Raw genomic sequence first — 20,934 nt, forward strand, 5'->3', positions numbered from 1 at the left:
CGTGATATAGCGTCAAAACAGTCAAAATCCAAAATTAACATATGTCACAAATTTACATTAAAAACTGTTAATCTACAGACATTAACGAATTTTGCTAAGAATTCCGTCTAATTCAGCCAGATTCTGATAGTTAATTACAATTTTACCCTTCCCCTTACTGCTATGAGCGATCGAAACCTTGGCACCTAATCTTTCAATTAACTGCTGCTCTAAACGACAAACATCTTGATCTTTAGTCGTAGTTTCGACGGGTTTGGGTGGATTTAAGGTTTGATTAATCAATCGTTCAGTTTCGCGAACGGTTAATTCCTTGGCTGCCACTAATCTCGCCAGATTTGTTTGTTCTTCACCCTCAATTGCGAGCAAAGCGCGCGCATGGCCCATATCAATATCGCCATACTCGAGTAAACGCTTAACAGGCTCATTTAAACCGTTTAAACGTAACAAGTTAGATACACTCGCCCGAGATTTTCCCACAACATCGGCGACCTGTTGGTGAGTCAGTTCAAATTCTTGCATTAAACGTTGTAATGCAATGGCTTCTTCCATGGCATTTAAGTCTTCACGCTGAATGTTTTCGATCAAGGCGATAGCAATAGCAGCATCATCGGGAACCGCTTTAACGATACAAGGGATTTTTTCAACACCCGCCAATTGGGAAGCGCGCCAACGGCGCTCACCGGCAATAATCTCATACTGGTTATTGCTAACAGGGCGCACTACAATCGGCTGGATAATGCCTTGATTACGGATGGAATGGGCAAGTTCTTCCAATGCCTCGGGAGACATGTCCTTACGAGGTTGGTATTTTCCCGGCTGTAATAGGTCGAGATCAAGATGGATAAGTTCCTCTTTTTTATCGACAACGACCACTTCTTCCGTGTGTTTTTTACTCGCGGCGTGGCTATTACTCAGTAAGGCATCTAAGCCTTTACCTAACCCTCTTTTCTTTAACGTCATGGTTTTCCTTTACGCTCGCTTAGCCTGAGTTTTCTGTTCGGAACGGCGGATCATCTCACCAGCCAGCGCTAAATATGCTTTAGCTCCCGCGCTCGATTTATCATAATACATAGCGGGTGCACCAAAGCTCGGCGCTTCGGCTAAACGCACGTTACGCGGGATCACAGTGCGATACACCTTATCGCCAAAGTGTTGTTTTAGCTGATCGGACACATCATTTGAAAGACGATTACGCGGATCATACATAGTGCGTAAAATCCCTTCGATCCCAAGACCAGGATTCACCACGGCTGCCAATTTGGTGATGGTATCGATCAAGGCGGTTAAGCCTTCCAGTGCAAAGTACTCACACTGCATTGGCACCAGCACAGAATCCGCCGCCGACATCGCATTAACTGTCAACATGTTGAGCGAAGGAGGGCAATCGATAAAGATATAATCGTATTGATCTTTTATCGGCGCGAGTGCATTACGTAACCGCACTTCACGGGCAAAAAACTCCATGAGTTTGATTTCTGCCGCAGTCACATCGCCATTACTGGCAATTAGATCGTATTTTCCCGTGGTGTCTTTGACCACTATTTCATCGAAGGGCTTTTCTTCTACCAGCAGTTCGTAAGCCGTGTTTTCGACTTCGTATTTATCGACACCGCTGCCCATAGTGGCATTGCCCTGTGGATCAAGATCGATCAGTAGCACTTTACGCTTAGTCGCGGCTAATGAGGCGGCTAAATTGACACAAGTTGTTGTTTTCCCTACGCCACCTTTCTGGTTGGCCACGGCAATTACTTTACCCACAATGTCACCCTGTATGTAAATTCTGGTTTATTGCCTACTTAAAAATCCATTCAAAATGAGGAGCTTTAAGCCTGTTATTCTTTGATTATTTTGAGTAAATGTCTTTGCTCATCGAGTTTTGGCACCTTGAGTTCGATGGTTTCAGTTATCTCAAAGCCAGCGGGGATTTGTTGCATCTCTTCATCACTCAGTTGTCCCTTGAGCGCATAAAATTGCCCATGCTCAGCAGGCAAGTGATGGCACCATGTCAACATATCATGGATTGACGCAAAGGCACGGCTTAGCACACCATCGAACTTTTGCTCGGGTTGATAGGTCTCAACTCGGCTTTCTATCGAACTGATATTATGAATGCCTAATTCAAAGGCTACTTGTTTTTGAAAACGAATGCGTTTACCTAAGCTATCAAGTAGCACAAAAGTTTTATCTGGATTCATAATCGCCAATGGGATGCCAGGCAGTCCAGGACCAGTTCCAACATCAATAAAGCGTTCACCTTGCAGATGTTTTGATACCACTAAGCTGTCCATGATATGACGGACAAGCATGATCTCGGGATCTCTTACTGAGGTTAAGTTATAGGCTTTATTCCATTTGTTGAGCATGCCAACAAAATCAAGCAGTTGCTTTTTCTGCTCAGCGGTAGCGGGCAGATTAATTTCGGCTAAATAGGCCTCTAACTGGGCAGATAACACTGAACAACCTCAACAAAAATGCAATGATAAACTCGTCGGCTATTATGAAGCCCTGAAACGTCGAAGGGAAGCCTGAATGCTTCCCTTCTGCGACCAAACTGGCGATTAAGCTAGCTTTTACGCGCTCTTGCGTAATAAACCACGTTTTTTCAGATGTACTAGCAGAATTGAAATCGCTGCTGGGGTGATACCTGAGATACGTGACGCTTGACCAATGGTTTCAGGCTTATGGCTATTTAACTTAGCAATCACCTCATTTGAAAGCCCAGGAACCTCTTTGTAATCAAGGTTCAATGGCAAACCCGTGTTCTCATTACGTACCGCTTTATTGATCTCTTCCTGCTGACGTTGAATATAACCAGAATATTTCACTTGGATCTGTACTTGCTCAGCGGCGAGTGGATCGGTAAGACCAGGACCAAAGCCTTCAATCTGCATCAGTTTGTTGTAATCCATTTCTGGACGACGAAGTAATTCCTCAAAAGATGCTTCGCGAGAAATAGGCGTATTCAAGTGCGGATTTAACACTGGCACTAATGGAGAATTTGGATGGATCCACTGGCTACGTAGACGCTGTAGCTCTAATTCGATCGATTCCAGTTTTTCACTGAAAGACGCCCAGCGCGCATCATCCACCAGACCCAGTTCACGACCTTTTGCGGTTAAACGCAGATCGGCGTTGTCTTCACGCAGCAATAGGCGGTATTCGGCGCGGCTGGTAAACATGCGGTAGGGTTCTTTAGTGCCTAACGTCGATAAATCGTCAACCAATACTCCGATGTAAGCTTCATCGCGACGAGGGCACCAAGCTTCTTTGCCTTGAACTTGCAGTGCTGCGTTCATGCCAGCGAGTAAACCTTGGGCGCCAGCTTCTTCATAACCGGTTGTACCGTTGATCTGGCCAGCAAAGAATAATCCATTAATGGTTTTGGTTTCTAACGAGTTTTTAAGATCTCTAGGATCAAAATAATCGTACTCAATCGCGTATCCTGGACGTACGATCTCAGCATTTTCCATCCCTTTGATCGAACGAACCAAATTTAACTGTACATCAAAGGGAAGACTGGTAGAGATCCCGTTAGGGTAAATCTCATTGGTGTTTAAGCCTTCTGGTTCGATAAAGATCTGGTGCGATGATTTATCAGAAAAACGATGGATCTTGTCTTCGATAGAAGGGCAGTAACGTGGGCCTATCCCCTCAATAACACCGGAGTACATAGGGCTTCTATCTAAACCTCCACGAATAATATCGTGTGTTTTTTCATTGGTATGGGTGATCCAACAAGAAATTTGTTTCGGGTGATGGCTCAAATCGCCCATAAATGACATTACAGGTAATGGCGTATCACCTTTTTGTTCTGTCATCTGAGTAAAATCGATGGTATTGGCGTCGATACGTGGTGGTGTACCGGTTTTTAAACGGCCAACACGGATAGGCAGCTCGCGTAAACGATGGGCGAGTGCGATAGATGGTGGATCGCCTGCACGACCGCCACTGTAGTTTTCTAACCCTATATGGATCTTACCACTTAGGAAAGTCCCTGCGGTTAATACGACAGCAGCGGCTTCGAAGGCTAATCCCATCTGGGTAACGACACCGATAACGCGATCATTTTCTACAACAAGATCATCTACAGCTTGTTGGAAAATACGTAAGTTAGGTTGGTTTTGCAGAATATTTTGGATCTTCTGACGATATAACGCGCGATCTGCCTGTGCACGAGTTGCTCTTACCGCTGGGCCTTTACTCGAGTTTAAGGTTCTAAATTGGATCCCTGCATAGTCGGTTGCGATCGCCATTGCACCGCCTAATGCATCAATTTCTTTAACCAAATGACCTTTACCAATGCCACCGATCGCAGGGTTACATGACATTTGTCCTAAAGTATCAAGATTATGCGTTAGCAATAATGTCTTAGAACCCATTCTTGCTGCGGCTAATGCGGCTTCAGTTCCGGCATGACCACCACCAACTACAATAACATCAAACCGTTCATGAAAATGCATGACCTTACCTTTAAAAACTTAAGTGACCCAATGATAGCCGATCATTTTAGCATTTGCTTTGATTGAGGTGAATGATCATTTTTCGAAAATAGATCCAGTGGATCTGGACTAATAGATCTTAAGATCTTTATATAGATCTTCTTATTATGTTTACTATTAGGATCGCACTTTCCTGTGGGTAAGGCTAATTTCTCTTTTATATCAGTGGTTAATGATCTTTTGATCCTGTGATCTAACCGAGATCTACTGTCATTAAAGGTGGGGATAGATCCGCTATTTATCCACAGGGTGGATCTTTAAGCGGATCATGATGTGAATAGCACAGAGGTTGATCAGATCTAAATAATAGTTTATCCACAAAAATATACATATAAATAGTTTTTTGTGGATAAATAAGATCTAAACTGTGGGTTGTTTCAGGTATTTTGAAAATGAGGATCTTAAATTTGATCTTGCCATTGTGCCAACCACGCTAAAGCTGGGTCTTCTGGTACAGGATCCTGTTGTACATCGATCTGGATCTTATCCACAAACGCTTTTGCACCGCTATATTCAAGTCCATCAACAAGCTTCTCTGGGCCTTGGCAAAAGGTGTCATAACTCGAATCACCAATGGCACATAATGCGAACTTAATTTTGTGTAGATTTGGTGTATTGAGTAGAACTTCTTTACAAAATGGCTGTAGATTATCGGGAAGATCACCTGCGCCATGGGTTGATGAAACGATGATCCAGAGGGAATAGGGTTGCAGTGAATCCAGTGTTGGACTTAAAAAAGTGTCTACTTCATGCCCTAATTTGGTCAGCTGAGCCTGCATTTCATCTGCAATGTATTCGCTGCTGCCGAGGGTGGTACCGACTAATATAGCAATTTTGGTCATTGTTACTGCTCTCTGTGGTCGTTAATTTTCTATCATTTTTGGGGCTTACATCTACTTAGCGTATTTTGTTGTATAAATTTAGCCAATATTGATTCGCAGTCTGTTAGTATCCTTGGCTGCAATCTTGGTTTTATACCGATAACCTTAAGTTTTTTATAACAATTATAATAGGATAACAGATGACTACACCTGTTGATGCGCCAAAATGGCCACGTCAAATCCCCTATATTATTGCCAGTGAAGCTTGTGAGCGTTTCAGCTTTTACGGCATGCGCAACATTCTAACACCTTTCTTAATGACAGCACTTTTGCTGTCCATTCCGGAGGAGCTCCGTGGCGCTGTAGCTAAGGATGTGTTCCATTCCTTTGTAATTGGTGTGTACTTTTTCCCATTATTGGGTGGCTGGATTGCGGATAGATTTTTTGGTAAGTACAACACCATTCTTTGGTTAAGCTTACTTTATTGCGTGGGCCATGCTTTTTTGGCGATTTTTGAGCACAGTGTACAAGGTTTTTATACTGGGTTATTTTTAATTGCTTTAGGTTCTGGTGGGATAAAACCTTTAGTATCTTCCTTTATGGGCGATCAATTTGATCAGACTAATAAGTCATTGGCTCAAAAAGCCTTTGATATGTTCTACTTTACGATCAACTTTGGTTCTTTCTTCGCATCCTTATCTATGCCATTGTTACTTAAAAACTTTGGTGCCGCTGTTGCTTTCGGGATCCCCGGCGTGCTGATGTTTATTGCGACGGTATTTTTCTGGTTAGGTCGTAAGCGTTATGTGCATATGCCGCCAGAACCAAAGGATCCCCATGGTTTTTTACCTGTGATCCGTAGTGCTTTGCTTACTAAAGTGGAAGGTAAGGGAAATATCGGGTTAGTGCTGGCATTAATTGGATTAATATCAGCTGCTTATGCGCTAATCAATATTCCAACACTTGGGATTGTTGCCGGTCTTTGTAGTGCTATGGTGCTACTCATGGGATTTGTTGGGGCGGGCGCCTCATTACAACTTGAGCGTGCTCGAAGCTGTCATCCTGATATTGCGGTAGATGGTGTACGCTCAGTTCTTCGAATTCTGGTCTTATTTGCGTTGGTGACCCCATTTTGGTCGCTATTCGATCAAAAGGCTTCGACTTGGATTTTGCAGGCTAACGATATGGTTAAACCTTCGTGGTTTGAACCTGCAATGATGCAGGCTTTAAATCCACTGTTAGTGATGTTATTGATTCCATTTAATAACTTTGTGTTATACCCCGCGATTGAGCGTATGGGGATTAAGTTAACCGCATTACGTAAAATGGGGGCGGGGATTGCCATTACTGGATTGAGTTGGATTGTGGTGGGGACGATTCAATTGATGATGGATGGTGGTTCAGCACTTTCGATCTTCTGGCAAATTCTACCTTACGCTTTGCTGACTTTTGGTGAAGTTCTGGTTTCGGCGACAGGATTAGAGTTTGCCTATAGCCAAGCGCCTAAAGCGATGAAAGGGACAATCATGAGTTTTTGGACGCTTTCTGTTACCGTTGGTAACCTTTGGGTATTGCTTGCCAATGTGAGTGTTAAAAGTCCTGCTGTGACTGAGCAAATAATGCAAACGGGGATGAGCGTGACGGCATTCCAAATGTTTTTCTTTGCGGGTTTTGCTATTTTGGCGGCATTAGTGTTTGCACTGTATGCCCGTTCATACCAAATGCAAGATCACTATCGGCAGGTATGATTGAGCTGATATTTTTTGGTTAAGATGTTTAAATTATGGTAATTCATTGGTTTAAGCCAATGATACTGCAAAATGCCAGCCAATTTCAGCCCTAAATTGGCTGGCAAACATATGCTATTTAACCTCAGATCGGGTTAATAGATGAATAAACGCACTAGCCGCTTATGTGCAACTAAAATCAATCCCAATCGACTGATTGTGATATCAGTTACTCCATTTTTGTGCTTAACAAAGTATGCAAGATCGGTAAATCAACGTGTCTTTTAGCGGTTATGGCATAAAAACTTTCAGTCACACAATCTAAGGCCGCGTAGTTTTTCAATAGTCCCGCTTGAATCTCATCTTGTACAACCACTTCAGGTACTACGGCTACCGCACCCGAATCCCGCGCTAATAGTCTGAGCATCGCCATATCATCGACTTCTGCATAAGGGGTTAGTGAGAGCCCATGTTGCTCGCAGTACAAATCAAATTGCCTACGAATATCACTGTCGGGGCCAGGTAATAGTAATTTTACTTTTGTGAGATCCTCTGGAAAGCGTAATGCATTGAATTCCGCTTTATTTGGGCCGACTAAGCATACGCCTTGCTGAGCAATTAATTTACAGCGCCAAGGGGTTGAAGAGTCCGAAGCTACAGGGCGATTTGAGAGGATCAAATCTAATTTATGTACACGCAATTGCTCGAGTAGATCATCAAAGTTGGATGATTTTAAAGCAAGTTTGACGTTATTTAATTTAATGACCGGGCGTAATAAGTTTTCTTGGAAATTGCGTGAAAGGGTCGCCACTGCACCTATTCTTAGTAGCTGAAGCCTTTGGTGCTCGCCATTTTCCATAACTGAAAGCAATTCGTGGCCTAAATTAAAAATTCCTTCAGCGTACTCGAGAACGAGATGCCCAACCTCTGTCAGTAATAATGCCCGGCCCTGACGGTGAAACAGATCATGCCCTAGTTGTTCCTCTAACTGTCTGATCTGGGATGATAAAGCCGATTGTGAAACGTTTAGTCTCTGGGAGGCTCGAGTTAAATGTCCTTCTTTAGCGACAGTCCAGAAGTAATGTAGATGGTGAAAATTGAGGTTTCTCATAGAATCGTTCACTTATATAGAACGTTATGTGAATATCTATCTATTTTACATCCCATCACTGATACGGCAACAATAGCCTTCCTTATTCAGCGTCGTTATAGCGTTGTAGAGAATATTGAGTAAGGCTAGGTTTGCTTAAAGTTAAGAATTGCCCCCTCACTTCAGGAGTGAGTATTCATCATGGATCATCAATCACATTATAAAATGCCAAAGCGAATTGCCCTGTTAAGCAAACATGGCAAGGCTGAACAAATTGCGCCAATTCTGTCGCCACTTGGGATTGAAATTGTCGCAACGGATGCATTTGATACCGACATGCTGGGTACCTTTTCTGGAGAAGTTGAGCGTACGCTTTTACCACTAGAGTGCGCTAAGAAAAAAGCGCGACTCGCCTGTGAGTTAACCGGTTTAGAGGCGGGGTTAGGCAGCGAAGGTAGCTTTGGTGGAGGGCCTTTGCCTGGAATAATGAATTGGGATACGGAGCTTATCGTACTGCATGATGCAAGGCAAAATATTGATATCGTAGCGAATGTATCTGGTCCGGTAAGCTTGCAAAGTTACCAAGGGGATGATGTGAGTGCACTTAGTGCGGCGTTATCTGGTGCCGAAGAGGGTCAAGCGTGGATAGTTAAGGTCGATGGTCATACGATCAAAGGTGTAGCTAATCTAGATATGTTGCTAGCCACATTAGAAGCGATGAATCTCGCGCCTGAAAATGGTCGTTTTGCTTGCCCAATTGATGTCGCTCCAGACCTTCGCGCGATGCATTCTCCGCTGCGGCAGCAATATATTATCAAGGCCGCACAGCAACTGGTTGAGCGCCTTCAAACACATTGCCCACAATGTCATCAAGCGGATTTCTGGCTACGCGATCGCATCGTTGGTTTGCCTTGCCGCGAGTGTGGTACGCCAACAGATCTCGCTAAAGCTTTTATCCGTCAATGTATTCACTGCCAATATCAACAAATTGAAACCAAAGAGGAGAGTGTGGCTGATCCTTATCGTTGCCACTGGTGTAATCCATGAGAACAGAAAGACTTAATGCGCTGAATCCTGCTGATTTACAACGTACGGGAGAGTTGCTAATTGCGGGCGAACTAGTCGCAGTACCGACTGAAACTGTCTACGGGCTTGCGGCGGATGCCAGTAACCCTGAAGCGGTTGAAAAGATTTTTTTGGCTAAACAACGTCCTAGAAATCATCCACTCATAACTCATATTGGCAGCATCGATCAGCTTTCTCGTTGGGTTAACGTTATTCCAGATTGGGTTGCACCACTTGCCGAGGCGTTTTGGCCTGGGCCGCTGACACTTATCTTTGAGCGTCATCCCTCGGTTTCGGATGTCATAACTGGTGGATTGCCCAGTATTGCGATAAGAATGCCTGATCATCCGGTGCTTTTATCACTACTGCAACAGTTCAATATTGCCGTTGCAGCTCCATCTGCAAACTTACATAAAAAACTCAGCCCGACTAGTGCTGAGCAAGTATTGAGTGGGCTTGATGGAAGGATTGCTGCTGTACTCGATGGTGGGATTTGCAGTGTGGGTACTGAGTCGACTATTTTACGGATCAGTGAAAATCAAGCTGAGATTTTGCGAAGTGGTCCATTATCCGCGAGGGATTTTCAGCCCTACTTACCGTTCTCCGTTATTACGCCTGAATGCCATCAAGAAGCTATTTCTGGCAATATGAAAGTCCATTATCAACCTAATGCCAAAGTCGTAATTTGTGCTGCTGCTTCACTCGCAACGCAATTTTATGCAGAGCCTGAAGCTACGGGGATATTGGGATATTCAGCCCTGATGGAAAATATCCATTGCCAACATAAGCTGATATTACCGAACAACCACCAAGGATATCGACAAGCTCTTTATGCCTCTCTTTACGCATTAGACCTAAAGGGGATTAAAACACTTTTGGTTGAAGCGCCGCCTCGTCTTGAGGAGTGGGCTGATATTTGGGATCGATTAAACCGCGCGGCTGCGGAATAGCTTCTCTGTGGTAGGGTCCAGTTTTTTGCAAAAAAATGCCCCTCGTTAAAATGTTAACGAGGGGCATGTGTTTTTTGGGTAGCAACCTTTTAATCATCAATTAAATATTTAAAAATCATAATATGGATTTTAATTTATCGGATGCGTTTACTCTTTTACTTCCCTATACAGAAACTAAAAATATAAAACTACTCAAAGTGTTAGAAAGCTATTGGTGCACATGTGAAGTGCAACCTTTTATTAGCTTTTGCCATGGAGGAATCCATTCTAGGGGATTTTCAGCATGTTAAAAGTGGGATATCTGGGAAAGTAGGAAGTAATAAATAGACTTTTGATTAATTAGCTTGAAACCTTTTATTTTTAAATAATTTATTATTATTTGGCCGTACAACATGCTAGTAGTAAGCCAGCCGTTGTTAGGACTAGCTTACTACTATTCCGTGGGGAGCGTAGTAGTCTAAACTCAGTACACGTGTATAGGTGTTTATCCTTTATCCTTTGGCCTTTTTGAAATTATTACGTCTTACTAGCTTGGTATTAATGCGCTCTTGTGTGCCGATGACAAAGACAAAAAAGATAGGAACAAAGAATATTGCTAGTATGGTTCCGCTAAGCATACCGCCGAAAACGCCGGTGCCGATAGCATGTTGAGTTTCTGCACTCGCGCCGCTTGCAAGCATCAAAGGGAGGACGCCAAGGGTGAAGGCTAGCGAAGTCATCAAGATTGGACGCAGCCGCAGCCGTGCAGCGGTTACTGCTGCATCGACCAAACTGCGTCCCTCGGCGTGTAATTGGCGGGCAAATTCGACGATAAGGATGGCGTTTTTCGCTGATAGGCCAATGATGGTAATCATCCCCACCTTGAAAAACACGTCATTAGGCATGCCTCGTAGCATAACAGCTGCCACGGCTCCAATGAGTCCCAGCGGTACTACCAGCATTACCGATAGCGGAATCGACCAGCTTTCGTACAGTGCAGCAAGAACTAAAAATACCACCAGCGCAGACAACAACATAAGCAGCGGCGCCTGTGCAGCCGATTGGCGTTCCTGTAATGATGCCCCTGTCCACGCTATCGCATAGCCTAGTGGTAACTGTGCCACTAGGCGTTCCATTTCTGCCATGGAGGCTCCGCTGGAAACACCTGGCGCAGCACCTCCCGAAATTCGTACTGCCGGAAAGCCTTGAAAGCGCATCATTTGCTGTGGCGATTCACTCCATTTGGGTGTCACTACCTCCCGCAGAGGTACCATGCCACCGCTAGTATTACGCACCCGCAGGCTTAGCACGTCATCTAGCTGCATACGTGCAGACGCTTCCGCTTGCAGAATGACTTGTTGCATACGTCCATTATTCGGAAAATCATTGACATACTGTGATCCCATGGCCGCCGAAAGCGTGCTGCTTACCGCTGTGAAAGACAGGCCCATAGCCTCGGCTTTTGGTCGATTTATATCTAGGTTAATGCTTTCACCGGGCGGTAAACCATCTGGGTAGACATTGCTAACCACCTTGCTTTGAGCCGCTAACTCGAGCAGTTGCGCCTGTGCAGCAAGTAACGCCGTTTCACCACGGTTGGCTCTATCTTGCAGGTATAGAGTGAAGCCTGATGAAGTCCCCAGCTCGTCGATGGCAGGTGGCATCAGGCTCATGACAGTGCCTTCGACGTTATTTGCCATAGCTTGTTGTGCAAGTTCTGCTTCCTCTGCCGCTGTGGCACCATTACGTTTATCCCAATCTTTGAGCATAGTGAAAGCCATGGCAGCGTTTGGGCCTGAGCCTGCAAAGCTAAAGCCCTGTACTACCATATTGGTATCCAATGTTGGGCGAGTAGCTACGTGTGCTTCATATTTTTTTACCACTTCTAGTGTACGTTCGCTCGTTGCGCCAGTGGGTAATTGAATAGAGGTCATGAAGTAGCCTTGATCTTCGTCGGGTAGGAAGGACGAAGGTAATTCCTTAACCGCTAATACGAGTACAGCGCAGATCACTGCAAATGCTGCCATCATTCGCCCGCTACGCCCTACCAAGTGTACTAACCGTGCACTGTAACGAGTCGTCAAGCGTTCGAAGGCGCGGTTAAAAGCACCAAAAAATCCGCTTTTGTGTTGGTGATCTGCACTGACAGGATGCAATAGTGTCGAACATAGAGCTGGGGTTAAAGACAGGGCGAGGAAGGCTGAAATTAAGATCGACACCGCCATAGCCAAACTAAATTGTTGATAGATAACGCCCACCGAGCCGCTACCAAAGGCCATGGGAATAAACACAGCCGTTAGCACTAAGGTTATACCTATTACCGCACCAGTAATTTCCTTCATCGCCCGTGAGGTCGCTTCTTTGGGAGATAACCCTTGGGTCGCCATCAGCCGTTCCACGTTTTCAACCACCACAATAGCGTCGTCAACAATAATGCCAATGGCCAATACCATGCCAAACATAGTCAGCGAATTTATTGAAAAACCCGCCAGCAACATTACGGCAAAGGTGCCGAGCAATGCGATGGGGGCGACGATGGCTGGAATTAGTGTGTAGCGCAGCTTCTGCAAGAACAGGAACATGACCAGAAACACTAAGCCCATAGCTTCAAACAGGGTATAAATTACTTTTTTGATAGACACTTTGACGAAAGGTGCTGTGTCGAAGGGCACTGAATAGCTTATGCCTGAGGGCATGCTGGTTGCTAGTTCGGCTAAGCGTTCTCGCACTGCTGAAGCGGTGCGAACGGCGTTGGCGCCTGGGGATAGTTGAATCGCGGCACTGGTTGCCGTTACACCATTCTCACGGTTCGAAAAGCCATAGGACTGAGCGCCCAGCTCAACTCTAGCCACATCAGCCAACACCAATTTGGCGCCATCGACACTGGAACGTAGGGCAATAGCGGCGAACTCCTCGGGTGTGGTCAGTTGTCCTTGTACGGTCAATGGGACTGTTAGGCGTTGTCCGGGCAAGGCTGGCTCATCACCGAGTCGGCCTGGGGCGATTTGTGCGTTCTGCTGTTCAATCGCCAGAGCAAGGTCGTTCATTGTCAGCCCATAGGCGGTGAGTTTATTGGGGTCAACCCAGACACGCATGGCTTGCTCTGCACCAAATAATTGCACTCGTCCCACACCGTCGATTCGGCGTAGTTCCTCGACAACATTTCGCGCCAAATAGTCGTTTAGCGCGACTTCGTCGAATTGACCATTAGGTGACGTCATGCCAATCATCATCAGAAAGCTCGATGCCGCCGACTCAACCTGCAGACCGCTCTGCCGTACGACTTGAGGTAAGCGTGGTTCGACTGCCTTAATGCGATTTTGCACATCAACTTGGGCAAGTTCCGCATCTGTGCCCGGTTTGAAGGTGGCGGTAATTTGTGCACTTCCTGAGCTGTCAACTGATGATTCAAAGTACAGTAGGTTTTTTACCCCCGATAGTTCACGCTCCACAAGGCTTATCACAGATTCATTAAGTGTTTGTGGCGTGGCTCCTGGATAAGCGGCATAAATGCTCACCGACACGGGGGCAACCGAAGGGTAGCGAGAAATAGGTAATTGCGGAATCGAGATGAAACCAATCAGTACGATAAAGAGGGCTATCACCCATGCAAATACTGGGCGGTTAATAAAAAACTGTGGCATGGTATGTCTCCAAATCAGCGCACATCGGCACTTAATTGCTGCTCTGCTGTGGGTTGCCAAAGCCGAGCATGAACCTGCGCATCAGGACTTAGGCGTTCGATGCCTTCAACGACTATCTGCTGGCCAGCAGATAGTCCTGATATCACGCGGTAGCGGCCTGCCACTAGCTCATCGACTTTAATTGCTACTGGCTGTACCTTGCCCTCCGCATTGAGTACCCATACTTGGGATTGACCCGCCTTACGGGTGACCGTCTGTTGTGGCACTCTCAGAGTGGAAGAATAGTAAGTCTTTGGAACCCGAGCTTTTACAAAAAGACCGGGCAATAGGCGATGTTGTGGATTATCAACGAGTACACGCAGCAGTACATCACCGGTACCTGTATCCACCTCGGAGCCCGAAAATAAGATATGACCTTTCATGCCAAGAGACTCACCGCTGCTGCTCAGGATCTCTACGCTTAACTCTGGGTTAGCTTCGTTTGCTTGCTGGCGCATGCTGTCTAACATTGATGCTGGCAGTCGAACATCGACATACACTTGGTCAATTTGTTGGATCCTCGCCATTGGGGTGGTATCAGTCGGTGAGACTAAGGCTCCTTCACTCACTAAGGCTTGATCAATTTGCCCTGAGATAGGGGCTTTGACGCTGGCAAATTCTAAATCTAACTGGCGCCGCGTAAGTGTCGCTTGGGATTGGGCGACATCTGCTGCGGCTTGATCGCGCAGGGAAATTGCATCATCAAACATTTGTTGGCTAACCGCTTCGGTTTTTAACAGGGAGGCCAAGCGTGCAGTTTCCTGGCGAGAACGAACCAATACGGCTTCGGCTCGTTGCAAGGCGGCTGCCGCAATAGCAACATCGGCTTTAAATTGTGCAGGATCAATCTGGAATAGCACTGTGCCAGATGTTACCTCGCTGCCTTGTTCGAACAGACGATGTTGAACTATGCCGCTAACTTGCGCGCGGATCTCTGCACTGCGAACAGCAACAACTCGACCAGGTAGATCTTCTGTGACCAATAGTGCTTCGTTATCCAGTGTGATTACAGAAACCTGGATTAGAGAGGGGGGATTTTCCTCCTGCTCCGCGGAGTCGCAACCCATCAATCCCATTACGGCAATTCCTACCAAGAGTACCAAGTTTAAATGCCGTTTTTTGCTGAACATAACCAACTCTCCTCTATTTGCTACGTTCTCACTGATGACATTGACCAATGCTTGAGAACTCACTGAATTATGACGAGTCGCTATTGCGAATTATTCGAGGCTTTGTGGAGAATGTGTGGAGGGAGTGATAAAGTTCTTCAATTTCAGCCTTAGAGCTATTTATGTCCAATCTCAATGCCACAAAAAGTCAGATGACTTCGGCACTTGTACTGATTGCCGAAGATGAAGCCGAGATTGCCGAGATTCTGATTGCCTATTTACAGCGAAGTGGGCTGCGAACTCAACACGCTACGGATGGTATTCAAGCATTAGCCATGCACGGTACATTTAAGCCCGATCTGTTGTTGCTTGATGTACAGATGCCTAATCTCGATGGCTGGAAGGTATTGAATGAAATTCGTTCCCGTGGCGATACACCAGTGATCATGCTTACCGCGCTTGACCAAGATATCGATAAGTTAATGGGGTTACGCCTCGGTGCCGATGACTATGTGGTTAAGCCTTTCAATCCTGCTGAGGTGGTCGCTAGGGTTCAAGCTGTTTTGCGACGCGTCCGAATTAACCCGTCTACCAATAGCCAAATATTGCGCGTCGGCCAGTTTCAAATCGACTTAGACAGTCACGAGGCCAGCGTGAACTTGAAAGGTCAGCAGCAAATACTCGATCTGACACTCACTGAATTTAAACTGTTAGCCTGTCTGATGCGGGCGCCAAAACGTGTTTTTAGCCGTGAGGAGCTGCTGATTAATTGCTTGCCCGAAGGTGATACTCAGGAACGCACTGTAGATAGTCATATCAGCAAGCTGCGTAAAAAACTTGAAGCCCTTAATATTCAAGGAGTACCGCTCAGCATCTGGGGGGTTGGCTATCGCTTTGGTGGTGAAGTATGAAGCAATCACCAGGCTTACGCAGACAAATTATTAAATCCTTAGCAGTGATGACGCTAGGGATTATTTTCCTGTCGGTATTTGGTTCCTATGTTTTCTATGCTATTGCGGTGACCTACTTGCCTGGCAGCATCTCTGAAACTTGGATGCCTTCTCGGATGGAGATGCTCTGGATTGTTTGCACTATCGCCGCCGCATTGGGGATGTCGCTTTTTGTTGCTGTTCGTCTGTCTCGGCGAATCCTCAATCCGTTGAATTCTGTGGCATATAGCCTACGCGAAGTCGCTCTAGGTAAACTCAACGCACGCGCAAAAATGGATCAAGATACTATGGGAGAAACCGCGCAACTGGTCAGTGACTTTAATGCGATGGCTGAGCGATTAGAGTGTATGACCCGCGAGCGGGAGTTTTGGAATGCGGCTATTGCCCATGAGCTTCGCACTCCGGTCACCATTTTGCGTGGTCGATTGCAGGGCTTAGCGGAAGGTGTTTTTAGTCCTAATAGTGAGTTGTTCGAGGGATTGTTACGGCAGGTCGAAGGCTTAAATCACCTGATAGAAGATTTACGAGTGCTGAGCCTTAACGACAGTGGCCACTTAGAGTTACATCGTGTAGAGGTTTGTTTAGCGGATGAACTTAGTACAGTGATTGAAACCTTTGCAGCGGCTTTAGATGCCAGAGGACTCAAACTTAAGTTGGAACTCGATTCTAGCCTTCAAGTTTACTGTGATGCCATCCGTATCCGTCAGGTGCTAATCGCACTCCTAGAAAATGCTCGCCAGCATGCAGATCCCGGCGAGTTAACCGTGCGGCTCTATCATTCGGATGATAATTGCTATCTAAGTGTGGAAGATGAGGGGCCAGGTATCCCTGATGCTGCCGCCAGTTACGTATTCGAAGCATTTCGTCGAGTCGATCCTTCTCGTTCACGAAAAAGTGGCGGTAGCGGGCTTGGTCTTGCCGTGGTTAAGACTATTGTTGAAGCTCACGGCGGCCATGTGGTCTGCCAGCCATCGGGTCGTGGAGGAACAGTATTCGTTCTATTTTGGCCAATTAGGCAAGTTTAGGCTTTATTCTTGTCTACTAATATATTTATTTAATGGGTTTTTTTCTTATATTACAAATGTGCTCCAAAATTTATCTTCGGAGCACATACGGAGCAAGAATCGACAAAACCCTTCAAATCACTTCCCACCCAATAAAACAAAATTATTTTAAAATCATAATGTTGTTTTGATTTGGTTTGATGCGTTTTACTATTTTACTTCCCGATACAGAATGAGCTAAAAATTTTGCCGAGTAGATCGTCTGAAGTAAAACGGCCAGTGATTTCAGATAGGGCGAGTTGCGCCATTCTGAGCTCTTCTGCTAACAGTTCACCTGCGAGATAAACCTCTAATTGCTCTTTACCGAGTTGCAGATGGCTTGCGGCAACATCCAATGCTTCGAGGTGACGACGACGGGCGATAAAGCCACCTTCGAGATTACTCTGATAACCCATCAGCGATTTAAGGTGCTGTTTTAACTCGTCAACACCGAGGCCTGTTTTGGCCGAGATCCTATACACGCTGTAACCTTTTTCTTCGGTCATGGCGAGGTTTTCACCGGTGAGATCGGCCTTATTGCGGACAACGGTCACGCCTAAATTGGCGGGGAGACGATCGATAAAATCGGGCCAAATATCGTGAGGATCGACGGCATCCGTGGTGGTGCCATCGACCATAAACAACACCCGATCGGCACTGTTGATTTCATTCCAAGCGCGCTCGATACCGATTTGTTCAACCGTATCTGTGGTATCCCGTAAACCTGCGGTGTCGATAATATGCAGCGGCATACCATCTAAATGAATGTGTTCGCGCAGCACATCGCGAGTGGTGCCAGCTATTTCGGTCACAATCGCCGACTCTTTACCGGCGAGCGCATTAAGTAGACTGGATTTTCCGGCATTGGGGCGACCGGCAATCACCACCTTCATGCCTTCGCGGATAATCGAGCCTTGCTTGGCACTGGCTTGGACGGCGCTGAGTTTGTCGATGATTTTGTAGAGTGCATTGGCAATTTTGCCATCACTTAAAAAGTCGACTTCTTCATCGGGGAAATCAATCGCGGCTTCGACGTATAAACGCAGATGGGTGACTTGATCCACCAGCTCATGCACTTCCTTCGAAAACTCACCTTGGAGCGATTGCAGCGCGCTTTTAGCCGCTTGTTCACTGGTGGCATCGATAAGGTCGGCAATGGCTTCGGCCTGGGTTAAGTCTAGTTTATCGTTCATAAAGGCCTGTTCGCTAAACTCGCCGGGTTTGGCGATGCGAATGCCTTCGACTTCGAGCACGCGTTTGATCAGCATATCGAGGACGATTTGACCACCGTGGCCCTGCAGCTCTAATACATCTTCACCCGTGAAGGAATTAGGGCCTTTAAAAAACAGTGCGATACCTTGGTCTATCACTTGGCCTGAGGCATTTTTAAAGTCGCAGTAATCGGCGTAACGGGGTTTAGGTAAATGACCCAATACGGCCATGGCCACATCAGTTGCCTTATCACCAGAGATACGAATGATACCCACGCCGCCCCGTCCGGGCGCGGTGGCCTGTGCCACGATAGTGTCAGTTGTCACGGAAATACCCATTAATATCGATCAAATTATCTAAAGGAAAAGGCGGCCAATGAAGCCGCCTTTTTGAATATGCTGAGCTGTTAGCTCCTATCTAGCGCTTGGGCTTATTTTAAGCCTTTTTTCTCTAGACCTGCATAAATAATCTTCTGCTGGATGATGGCAACAATGTTACCCACTAACCAGTACAGTACCAGACCCGATGGGAACCACAGGAAGAATACGGTAAAGATCACTGGCATCCATTGCATCATCTTCACTTGCATTGGGTCCATTGTCGGTGCGATGGGTTGCATTTTTTGCATCACAAACATGGACACACCCATCAGCAGCGGCAGAATGTAGTATGGATCTTGTACTGATAAGTCGTGGATCCATAACATAAATGGAGCATGACGCAGCTCGAAGCTCTCTAGCAATACCCAGTATAGGGCAATAAAGATTGGCATCTGTAAAATAATAGGTAAACAGCCACCCATAGGGTTAACTTTTTCCTTCTTATACAGTTCCATCATGGCTTGACCCATCTTTTGACGGTCATCGCCGAAACGCTCTTTTAGTTCCTGCAGTTTTGGCTGTAGGTTACGCATCTTCGCCATTGAGGTGTACTGCGCTTTGGTAAGCGGGAACAGTAAACCACGAACGGTTAAGGTGATCAGGATAATTGCCACACCCCAGTTACCCACAAATGATTGATAGAACATCAATAACCAGTGGATTGGAACGGCTAACCACCAAAGGAAACCGTAATCAACTACTAGGTTTAAGGTATCAGATAACGCAGATAGCGCTTTTTGATCTTTAGGGCCAACATAAAACTGTGAGCTAATTTCTTGCGTTGCACCTGGTGCAATATCATATATCGCGCCACGGAAACCAATGTTCGCTAAACCGCCAGCGCTTACACTCGAGAAAATCGTGTTGCTATCGGTTGCTGGTGGGATCCAAGCTGATACGAAGTAATGTTGCAGCATCGCCGCCCAACCACCGAGAGTCGGTTGATTGAGATTGCTCTTGCTCATATCTTCAAACTTGTACTTTTCGTAACGTACATCTTGAGTCGAAAACGCGGCGCCACGGTAAGTTGGCATCATCATGCTGCTTTCAGATGGCTTGATGGTCTGTTTAATCTGACCGTACATCTGAACTTGTAATGGAGCAGCTGAGGTGTTGTTGATTTTGTAATCGATATCAACGTTAAACTTGCCACGATGGAATATAAACACTTTTGTGTAAGTCACACCGTTATCAGCCACATAGGTCAGTGGTACTTCTAAGGTGTCTTGGCCATCGGCTAAGGTAAATTCAGTTTTGCTGGCGGCAAATGCGGCGCGACCTTTAGCACTGCTATCTATACCATCACGGCCAATTAGGCCACTCTGAGCGATATAAGTGTAATCTTTGGTTTGCTCAAGCAAAACAAATGGCTGGTCTTTACCCTGTTCCAATTTATGTGAAACCAGTGCAGCAAAAACAATATCACCACCCACAGGGTTGATTTGCACATCGAGCTGATCGGTTTTAACAGTGATTAGATTTTGCGTCGCAGCGACTGCTGCTGGCACACCAGTATCCGCTTCTGGAACATCAGCACTGTGATTAGTGGTCGCATTCGCCACTACAGACGATTCGGTTGCAACGGGTTTTGGAGCTTTGTCTGCTTGCCACTGTTGCCACAGCAAAAAGCTGACAAACAGTAGTCCTATTAGCAATATATTGCGTTGAGATTCCATAGCCTATTTATTACACCTGTCATTTTTAGGGGGGACGGGATCACTACCGCCGGGATGCAAAGGGTGACATTTTAATATGCGTTTCAATGCAAACCAACAACCTTTCGCGGTTCCGTGCACTTTTATTGCCTCAATGGCGTAATGAGAGCAAGTGGGATTGAAACGACATCGAGGTCCCAAGATTGGGCTGATGAAGATTTGATAGCCACGAATAAACGTGGTTGCTAGCCATTGTAGCGGCGACTGAGTTTGCGCCATAGCTTTTCTATCAACTTGTTGAGTTCGGCATTTTCCATTTCCATCACCCCATTTCTAACCAGCACAACAATATCAAGATGAGGAATATTGTGTTGATTGAGGCGAAAACTATCTCTGATCACTCGCTTAATGCGATTTCGCTGATTGGCACGTTTTACGTAGCGTTTAGCAACAGTAAGACCCAGACGCGGATGTTGTTCCGAATTAGGAATGGCAAGCAAGGTTATTTCAGCAGAAGATGCTTTGATGGGATTGGAAAATACAGATTTAAATTGCGCGGGAGTTAGCAAGCGTAACTCCCGCGTAAAGGTATAGCTAGTCAACTAGTTATCCACTTAATTAAGCAGATAAACGAGCGCGACCTTTCGCACGACGACGTGCAAGCACCTTACGGCCGCCTGCAGTAGCCATACGAGCGCGGAAGCCGTGAGAACGCTTGCGCTTCAGGTTGCTAGGTTGAAAAGTACGTTTACTCATGATGGCAATCCGTCT

The 20,934-nt window shown here is 45.9% G+C and carries 18 protein-coding genes; 5 read left to right on the forward strand and 13 right to left on the reverse strand.

The window, feature by feature from the left end; all coding sequences use genetic code 11:
• Positions 1–81: 81 nt before the first annotated feature.
• From L976_RS15535 to mioC, 5 genes are all read right to left on the reverse strand, one after another.
• Entirely contained in the window at positions 82–960 is an 879-nt protein-coding gene (locus L976_RS15535) for a ParB/RepB/Spo0J family partition protein (protein ID WP_037413441.1), read from the reverse strand.
• A 9-nt stretch (positions 961–969) separates the two neighbouring features.
• On the reverse strand, positions 970–1,758 hold the full coding sequence (locus L976_RS15540) for a ParA family protein (RefSeq protein WP_011718840.1): 789 nt from the start codon (positions 1,756–1,758) through the stop codon (positions 970–972).
• 74 nt (positions 1,759–1,832) lie between these two features.
• The gene (gene rsmG, locus L976_RS15545; RefSeq protein ID WP_047538135.1) at positions 1,833–2,453 is read right to left on the reverse strand and encodes a 16S rRNA (guanine(527)-N(7))-methyltransferase RsmG; all 621 of its coding nucleotides are present in this window, start codon (positions 2,451–2,453) and stop codon (positions 1,833–1,835) included.
• Positions 2,454–2,570: 117 nt separating this feature from the next.
• Entirely contained in the window at positions 2,571–4,460 is a 1,890-nt protein-coding gene (gene mnmG, locus L976_RS15550) for a tRNA uridine-5-carboxymethylaminomethyl(34) synthesis enzyme MnmG (protein WP_037413447.1), read from the reverse strand.
• Positions 4,461–4,900: 440 nt separating this feature from the next.
• Positions 4,901–5,341, reverse strand: coding sequence for an FMN-binding protein MioC (mioC, locus tag L976_RS15555; protein ID WP_047538137.1), 441 nt, complete (start codon positions 5,339–5,341; stop codon positions 4,901–4,903).
• 179 nt (positions 5,342–5,520) lie between these two features.
• Between mioC and L976_RS15560 the strand changes: the two genes are divergently transcribed.
• The gene (locus L976_RS15560; protein WP_047538140.1) at positions 5,521–7,068 is read left to right on the forward strand and encodes a POT family MFS transporter; all 1,548 of its coding nucleotides are present in this window, start codon (positions 5,521–5,523) and stop codon (positions 7,066–7,068) included.
• A 208-nt stretch (positions 7,069–7,276) separates the two neighbouring features.
• On the opposite strand, the gene L976_RS15565 is transcribed toward L976_RS15560, so the two are convergent.
• Positions 7,277–8,158, reverse strand: coding sequence for a LysR family transcriptional regulator (locus L976_RS15565; RefSeq protein ID WP_047538141.1), 882 nt, complete (start codon positions 8,156–8,158; stop codon positions 7,277–7,279).
• Positions 8,159–8,338: 180 nt separating this feature from the next.
• On the opposite strand from L976_RS15565, the gene L976_RS15570 reads away from it, so the two are divergent.
• Both L976_RS15570 and L976_RS15575 read left to right on the forward strand, forming a co-directional pair.
• Positions 8,339–9,184: a DUF6671 family protein gene (locus L976_RS15570; RefSeq protein ID WP_052184003.1), complete on the forward strand. Its 846-nt coding sequence runs from the start codon at positions 8,339–8,341 to the stop codon at positions 9,182–9,184.
• On the forward strand, positions 9,181–10,152 hold the full coding sequence (locus tag L976_RS15575) for an L-threonylcarbamoyladenylate synthase (RefSeq protein WP_047538144.1): 972 nt from the start codon (positions 9,181–9,183) through the stop codon (positions 10,150–10,152). Before L976_RS15570 ends, L976_RS15575 begins: the two co-directional genes overlap by 4 nt.
• A 491-nt stretch (positions 10,153–10,643) precedes the next feature.
• On the opposite strand, the gene L976_RS15580 is transcribed toward L976_RS15575, so the two are convergent.
• On the reverse strand, positions 10,644–13,775 hold the full coding sequence (locus L976_RS15580; RefSeq protein ID WP_047538147.1) for a multidrug efflux RND transporter permease subunit: 3,132 nt from the start codon (positions 13,773–13,775) through the stop codon (positions 10,644–10,646).
• Positions 13,776–13,789: 14 nt separating this feature from the next.
• Positions 13,790–14,944, reverse strand: a complete 1,155-nt coding sequence (locus tag L976_RS15585) for an efflux RND transporter periplasmic adaptor subunit (protein WP_047538151.1) — start codon at positions 14,942–14,944, stop codon at positions 13,790–13,792.
• Positions 14,945–15,105: 161 nt separating this feature from the next.
• Here L976_RS15585 and L976_RS15590 point away from each other — a divergent pair, with 161 nt between their 5' ends.
• Positions 15,106–15,834, forward strand: coding sequence for a response regulator (locus L976_RS15590; RefSeq protein ID WP_047538154.1), 729 nt, complete (start codon positions 15,106–15,108; stop codon positions 15,832–15,834).
• The gene (locus tag L976_RS15595) at positions 15,831–16,898 is read left to right on the forward strand and encodes an ATP-binding protein (protein WP_047538158.1); all 1,068 of its coding nucleotides are present in this window, start codon (positions 15,831–15,833) and stop codon (positions 16,896–16,898) included. Before L976_RS15590 ends, L976_RS15595 begins: the two co-directional genes overlap by 4 nt.
• 194 nt (positions 16,899–17,092) lie before the next feature.
• Here L976_RS15595 and mnmE read toward each other — a convergent pair whose 3' ends face one another.
• From mnmE to rpmH, 5 genes are all read right to left on the reverse strand, one after another.
• Entirely contained in the window at positions 17,093–18,454 is a 1,362-nt protein-coding gene (gene mnmE, locus L976_RS15600; protein ID WP_047540589.1) for a tRNA uridine-5-carboxymethylaminomethyl(34) synthesis GTPase MnmE, read from the reverse strand.
• A 104-nt stretch (positions 18,455–18,558) separates the two neighbouring features.
• The gene (gene yidC, locus L976_RS15605; RefSeq protein WP_047538161.1) at positions 18,559–20,184 is read right to left on the reverse strand and encodes a membrane protein insertase YidC; all 1,626 of its coding nucleotides are present in this window, start codon (positions 20,182–20,184) and stop codon (positions 18,559–18,561) included.
• A gap of 3 nt (positions 20,185–20,187) precedes the next feature.
• Positions 20,188–20,442 carry a membrane protein insertion efficiency factor YidD gene (gene yidD, locus L976_RS22410; RefSeq protein WP_037413461.1) on the reverse strand — a complete coding sequence of 85 codons (255 nt, stop codon included), beginning with the start codon at positions 20,440–20,442 and terminating at the stop codon, positions 20,188–20,190.
• Positions 20,409–20,765 (reverse strand): ribonuclease P protein component, encoded by a 357-nt coding sequence (gene rnpA, locus L976_RS15610; protein ID WP_011070422.1) that lies wholly within the window; start codon positions 20,763–20,765, stop codon positions 20,409–20,411. Before rnpA ends, yidD begins: the two co-directional genes overlap by 34 nt.
• Positions 20,766–20,781: 16 nt before the next feature.
• A complete protein-coding gene (rpmH, locus tag L976_RS15615) occupies positions 20,782–20,919 on the reverse strand; it encodes a 50S ribosomal protein L34 (protein WP_011070423.1) in 138 nt (45 codons plus the stop codon).
• Positions 20,920–20,934: the final 15 nt, after the last annotated feature.

This window comes from Shewanella sp. ZOR0012, from assembly GCF_000798835.1.
Taxonomy (GTDB): Bacteria; Pseudomonadota; Gammaproteobacteria; order Enterobacterales; family Shewanellaceae; genus Shewanella; species Shewanella xiamenensis.

What these genes read in the sequence shown, in the direction of transcription:
- L976_RS15565 (WP_047538141.1), bottom strand. Translation starts at nt 8,158, where the DNA reads ATGAGAAACCTCAATTTTCACCATCTACATTACTTCTGGACTGTCGCT.
- L976_RS15570 (WP_052184003.1), top strand. Translation starts at nt 8,339, where the DNA reads ATGGATCATCAATCACATTATAAAATGCCAAAGCGAATTGCCCTGTTA.
- yidD (WP_037413461.1), bottom strand. Translation starts at nt 20,442, where the DNA reads ATGGCGCAAACTCAGTCGCCGCTACAATGGCTAGCAACCACGTTTATT.
- L976_RS15575 (WP_047538144.1), top strand. Translation starts at nt 9,181, where the DNA reads ATGAGAACAGAAAGACTTAATGCGCTGAATCCTGCTGATTTACAACGT.
- L976_RS15580 (WP_047538147.1), bottom strand. Translation starts at nt 13,775, where the DNA reads ATGCCACAGTTTTTTATTAACCGCCCAGTATTTGCATGGGTGATAGCC.
- rpmH (WP_011070423.1), bottom strand. Translation starts at nt 20,919, where the DNA reads ATGAGTAAACGTACTTTTCAACCTAGCAACCTGAAGCGCAAGCGTTCT.
- mioC (WP_047538137.1), bottom strand. Translation starts at nt 5,341, where the DNA reads ATGACCAAAATTGCTATATTAGTCGGTACCACCCTCGGCAGCAGCGAA.
- L976_RS15590 (WP_047538154.1), top strand. Translation starts at nt 15,106, where the DNA reads ATGTCCAATCTCAATGCCACAAAAAGTCAGATGACTTCGGCACTTGTA.
- yidC (WP_047538161.1), bottom strand. Translation starts at nt 20,184, where the DNA reads ATGGAATCTCAACGCAATATATTGCTAATAGGACTACTGTTTGTCAGC.
- L976_RS15535 (WP_037413441.1), bottom strand. Translation starts at nt 960, where the DNA reads ATGACGTTAAAGAAAAGAGGGTTAGGTAAAGGCTTAGATGCCTTACTG.
- mnmG (WP_037413447.1), bottom strand. Translation starts at nt 4,460, where the DNA reads ATGCATTTTCATGAACGGTTTGATGTTATTGTAGTTGGTGGTGGTCAT.
- L976_RS15595 (WP_047538158.1), top strand. Translation starts at nt 15,831, where the DNA reads ATGAAGCAATCACCAGGCTTACGCAGACAAATTATTAAATCCTTAGCA.
- L976_RS15585 (WP_047538151.1), bottom strand. Translation starts at nt 14,944, where the DNA reads ATGTTCAGCAAAAAACGGCATTTAAACTTGGTACTCTTGGTAGGAATT.
- L976_RS15560 (WP_047538140.1), top strand. Translation starts at nt 5,521, where the DNA reads ATGACTACACCTGTTGATGCGCCAAAATGGCCACGTCAAATCCCCTAT.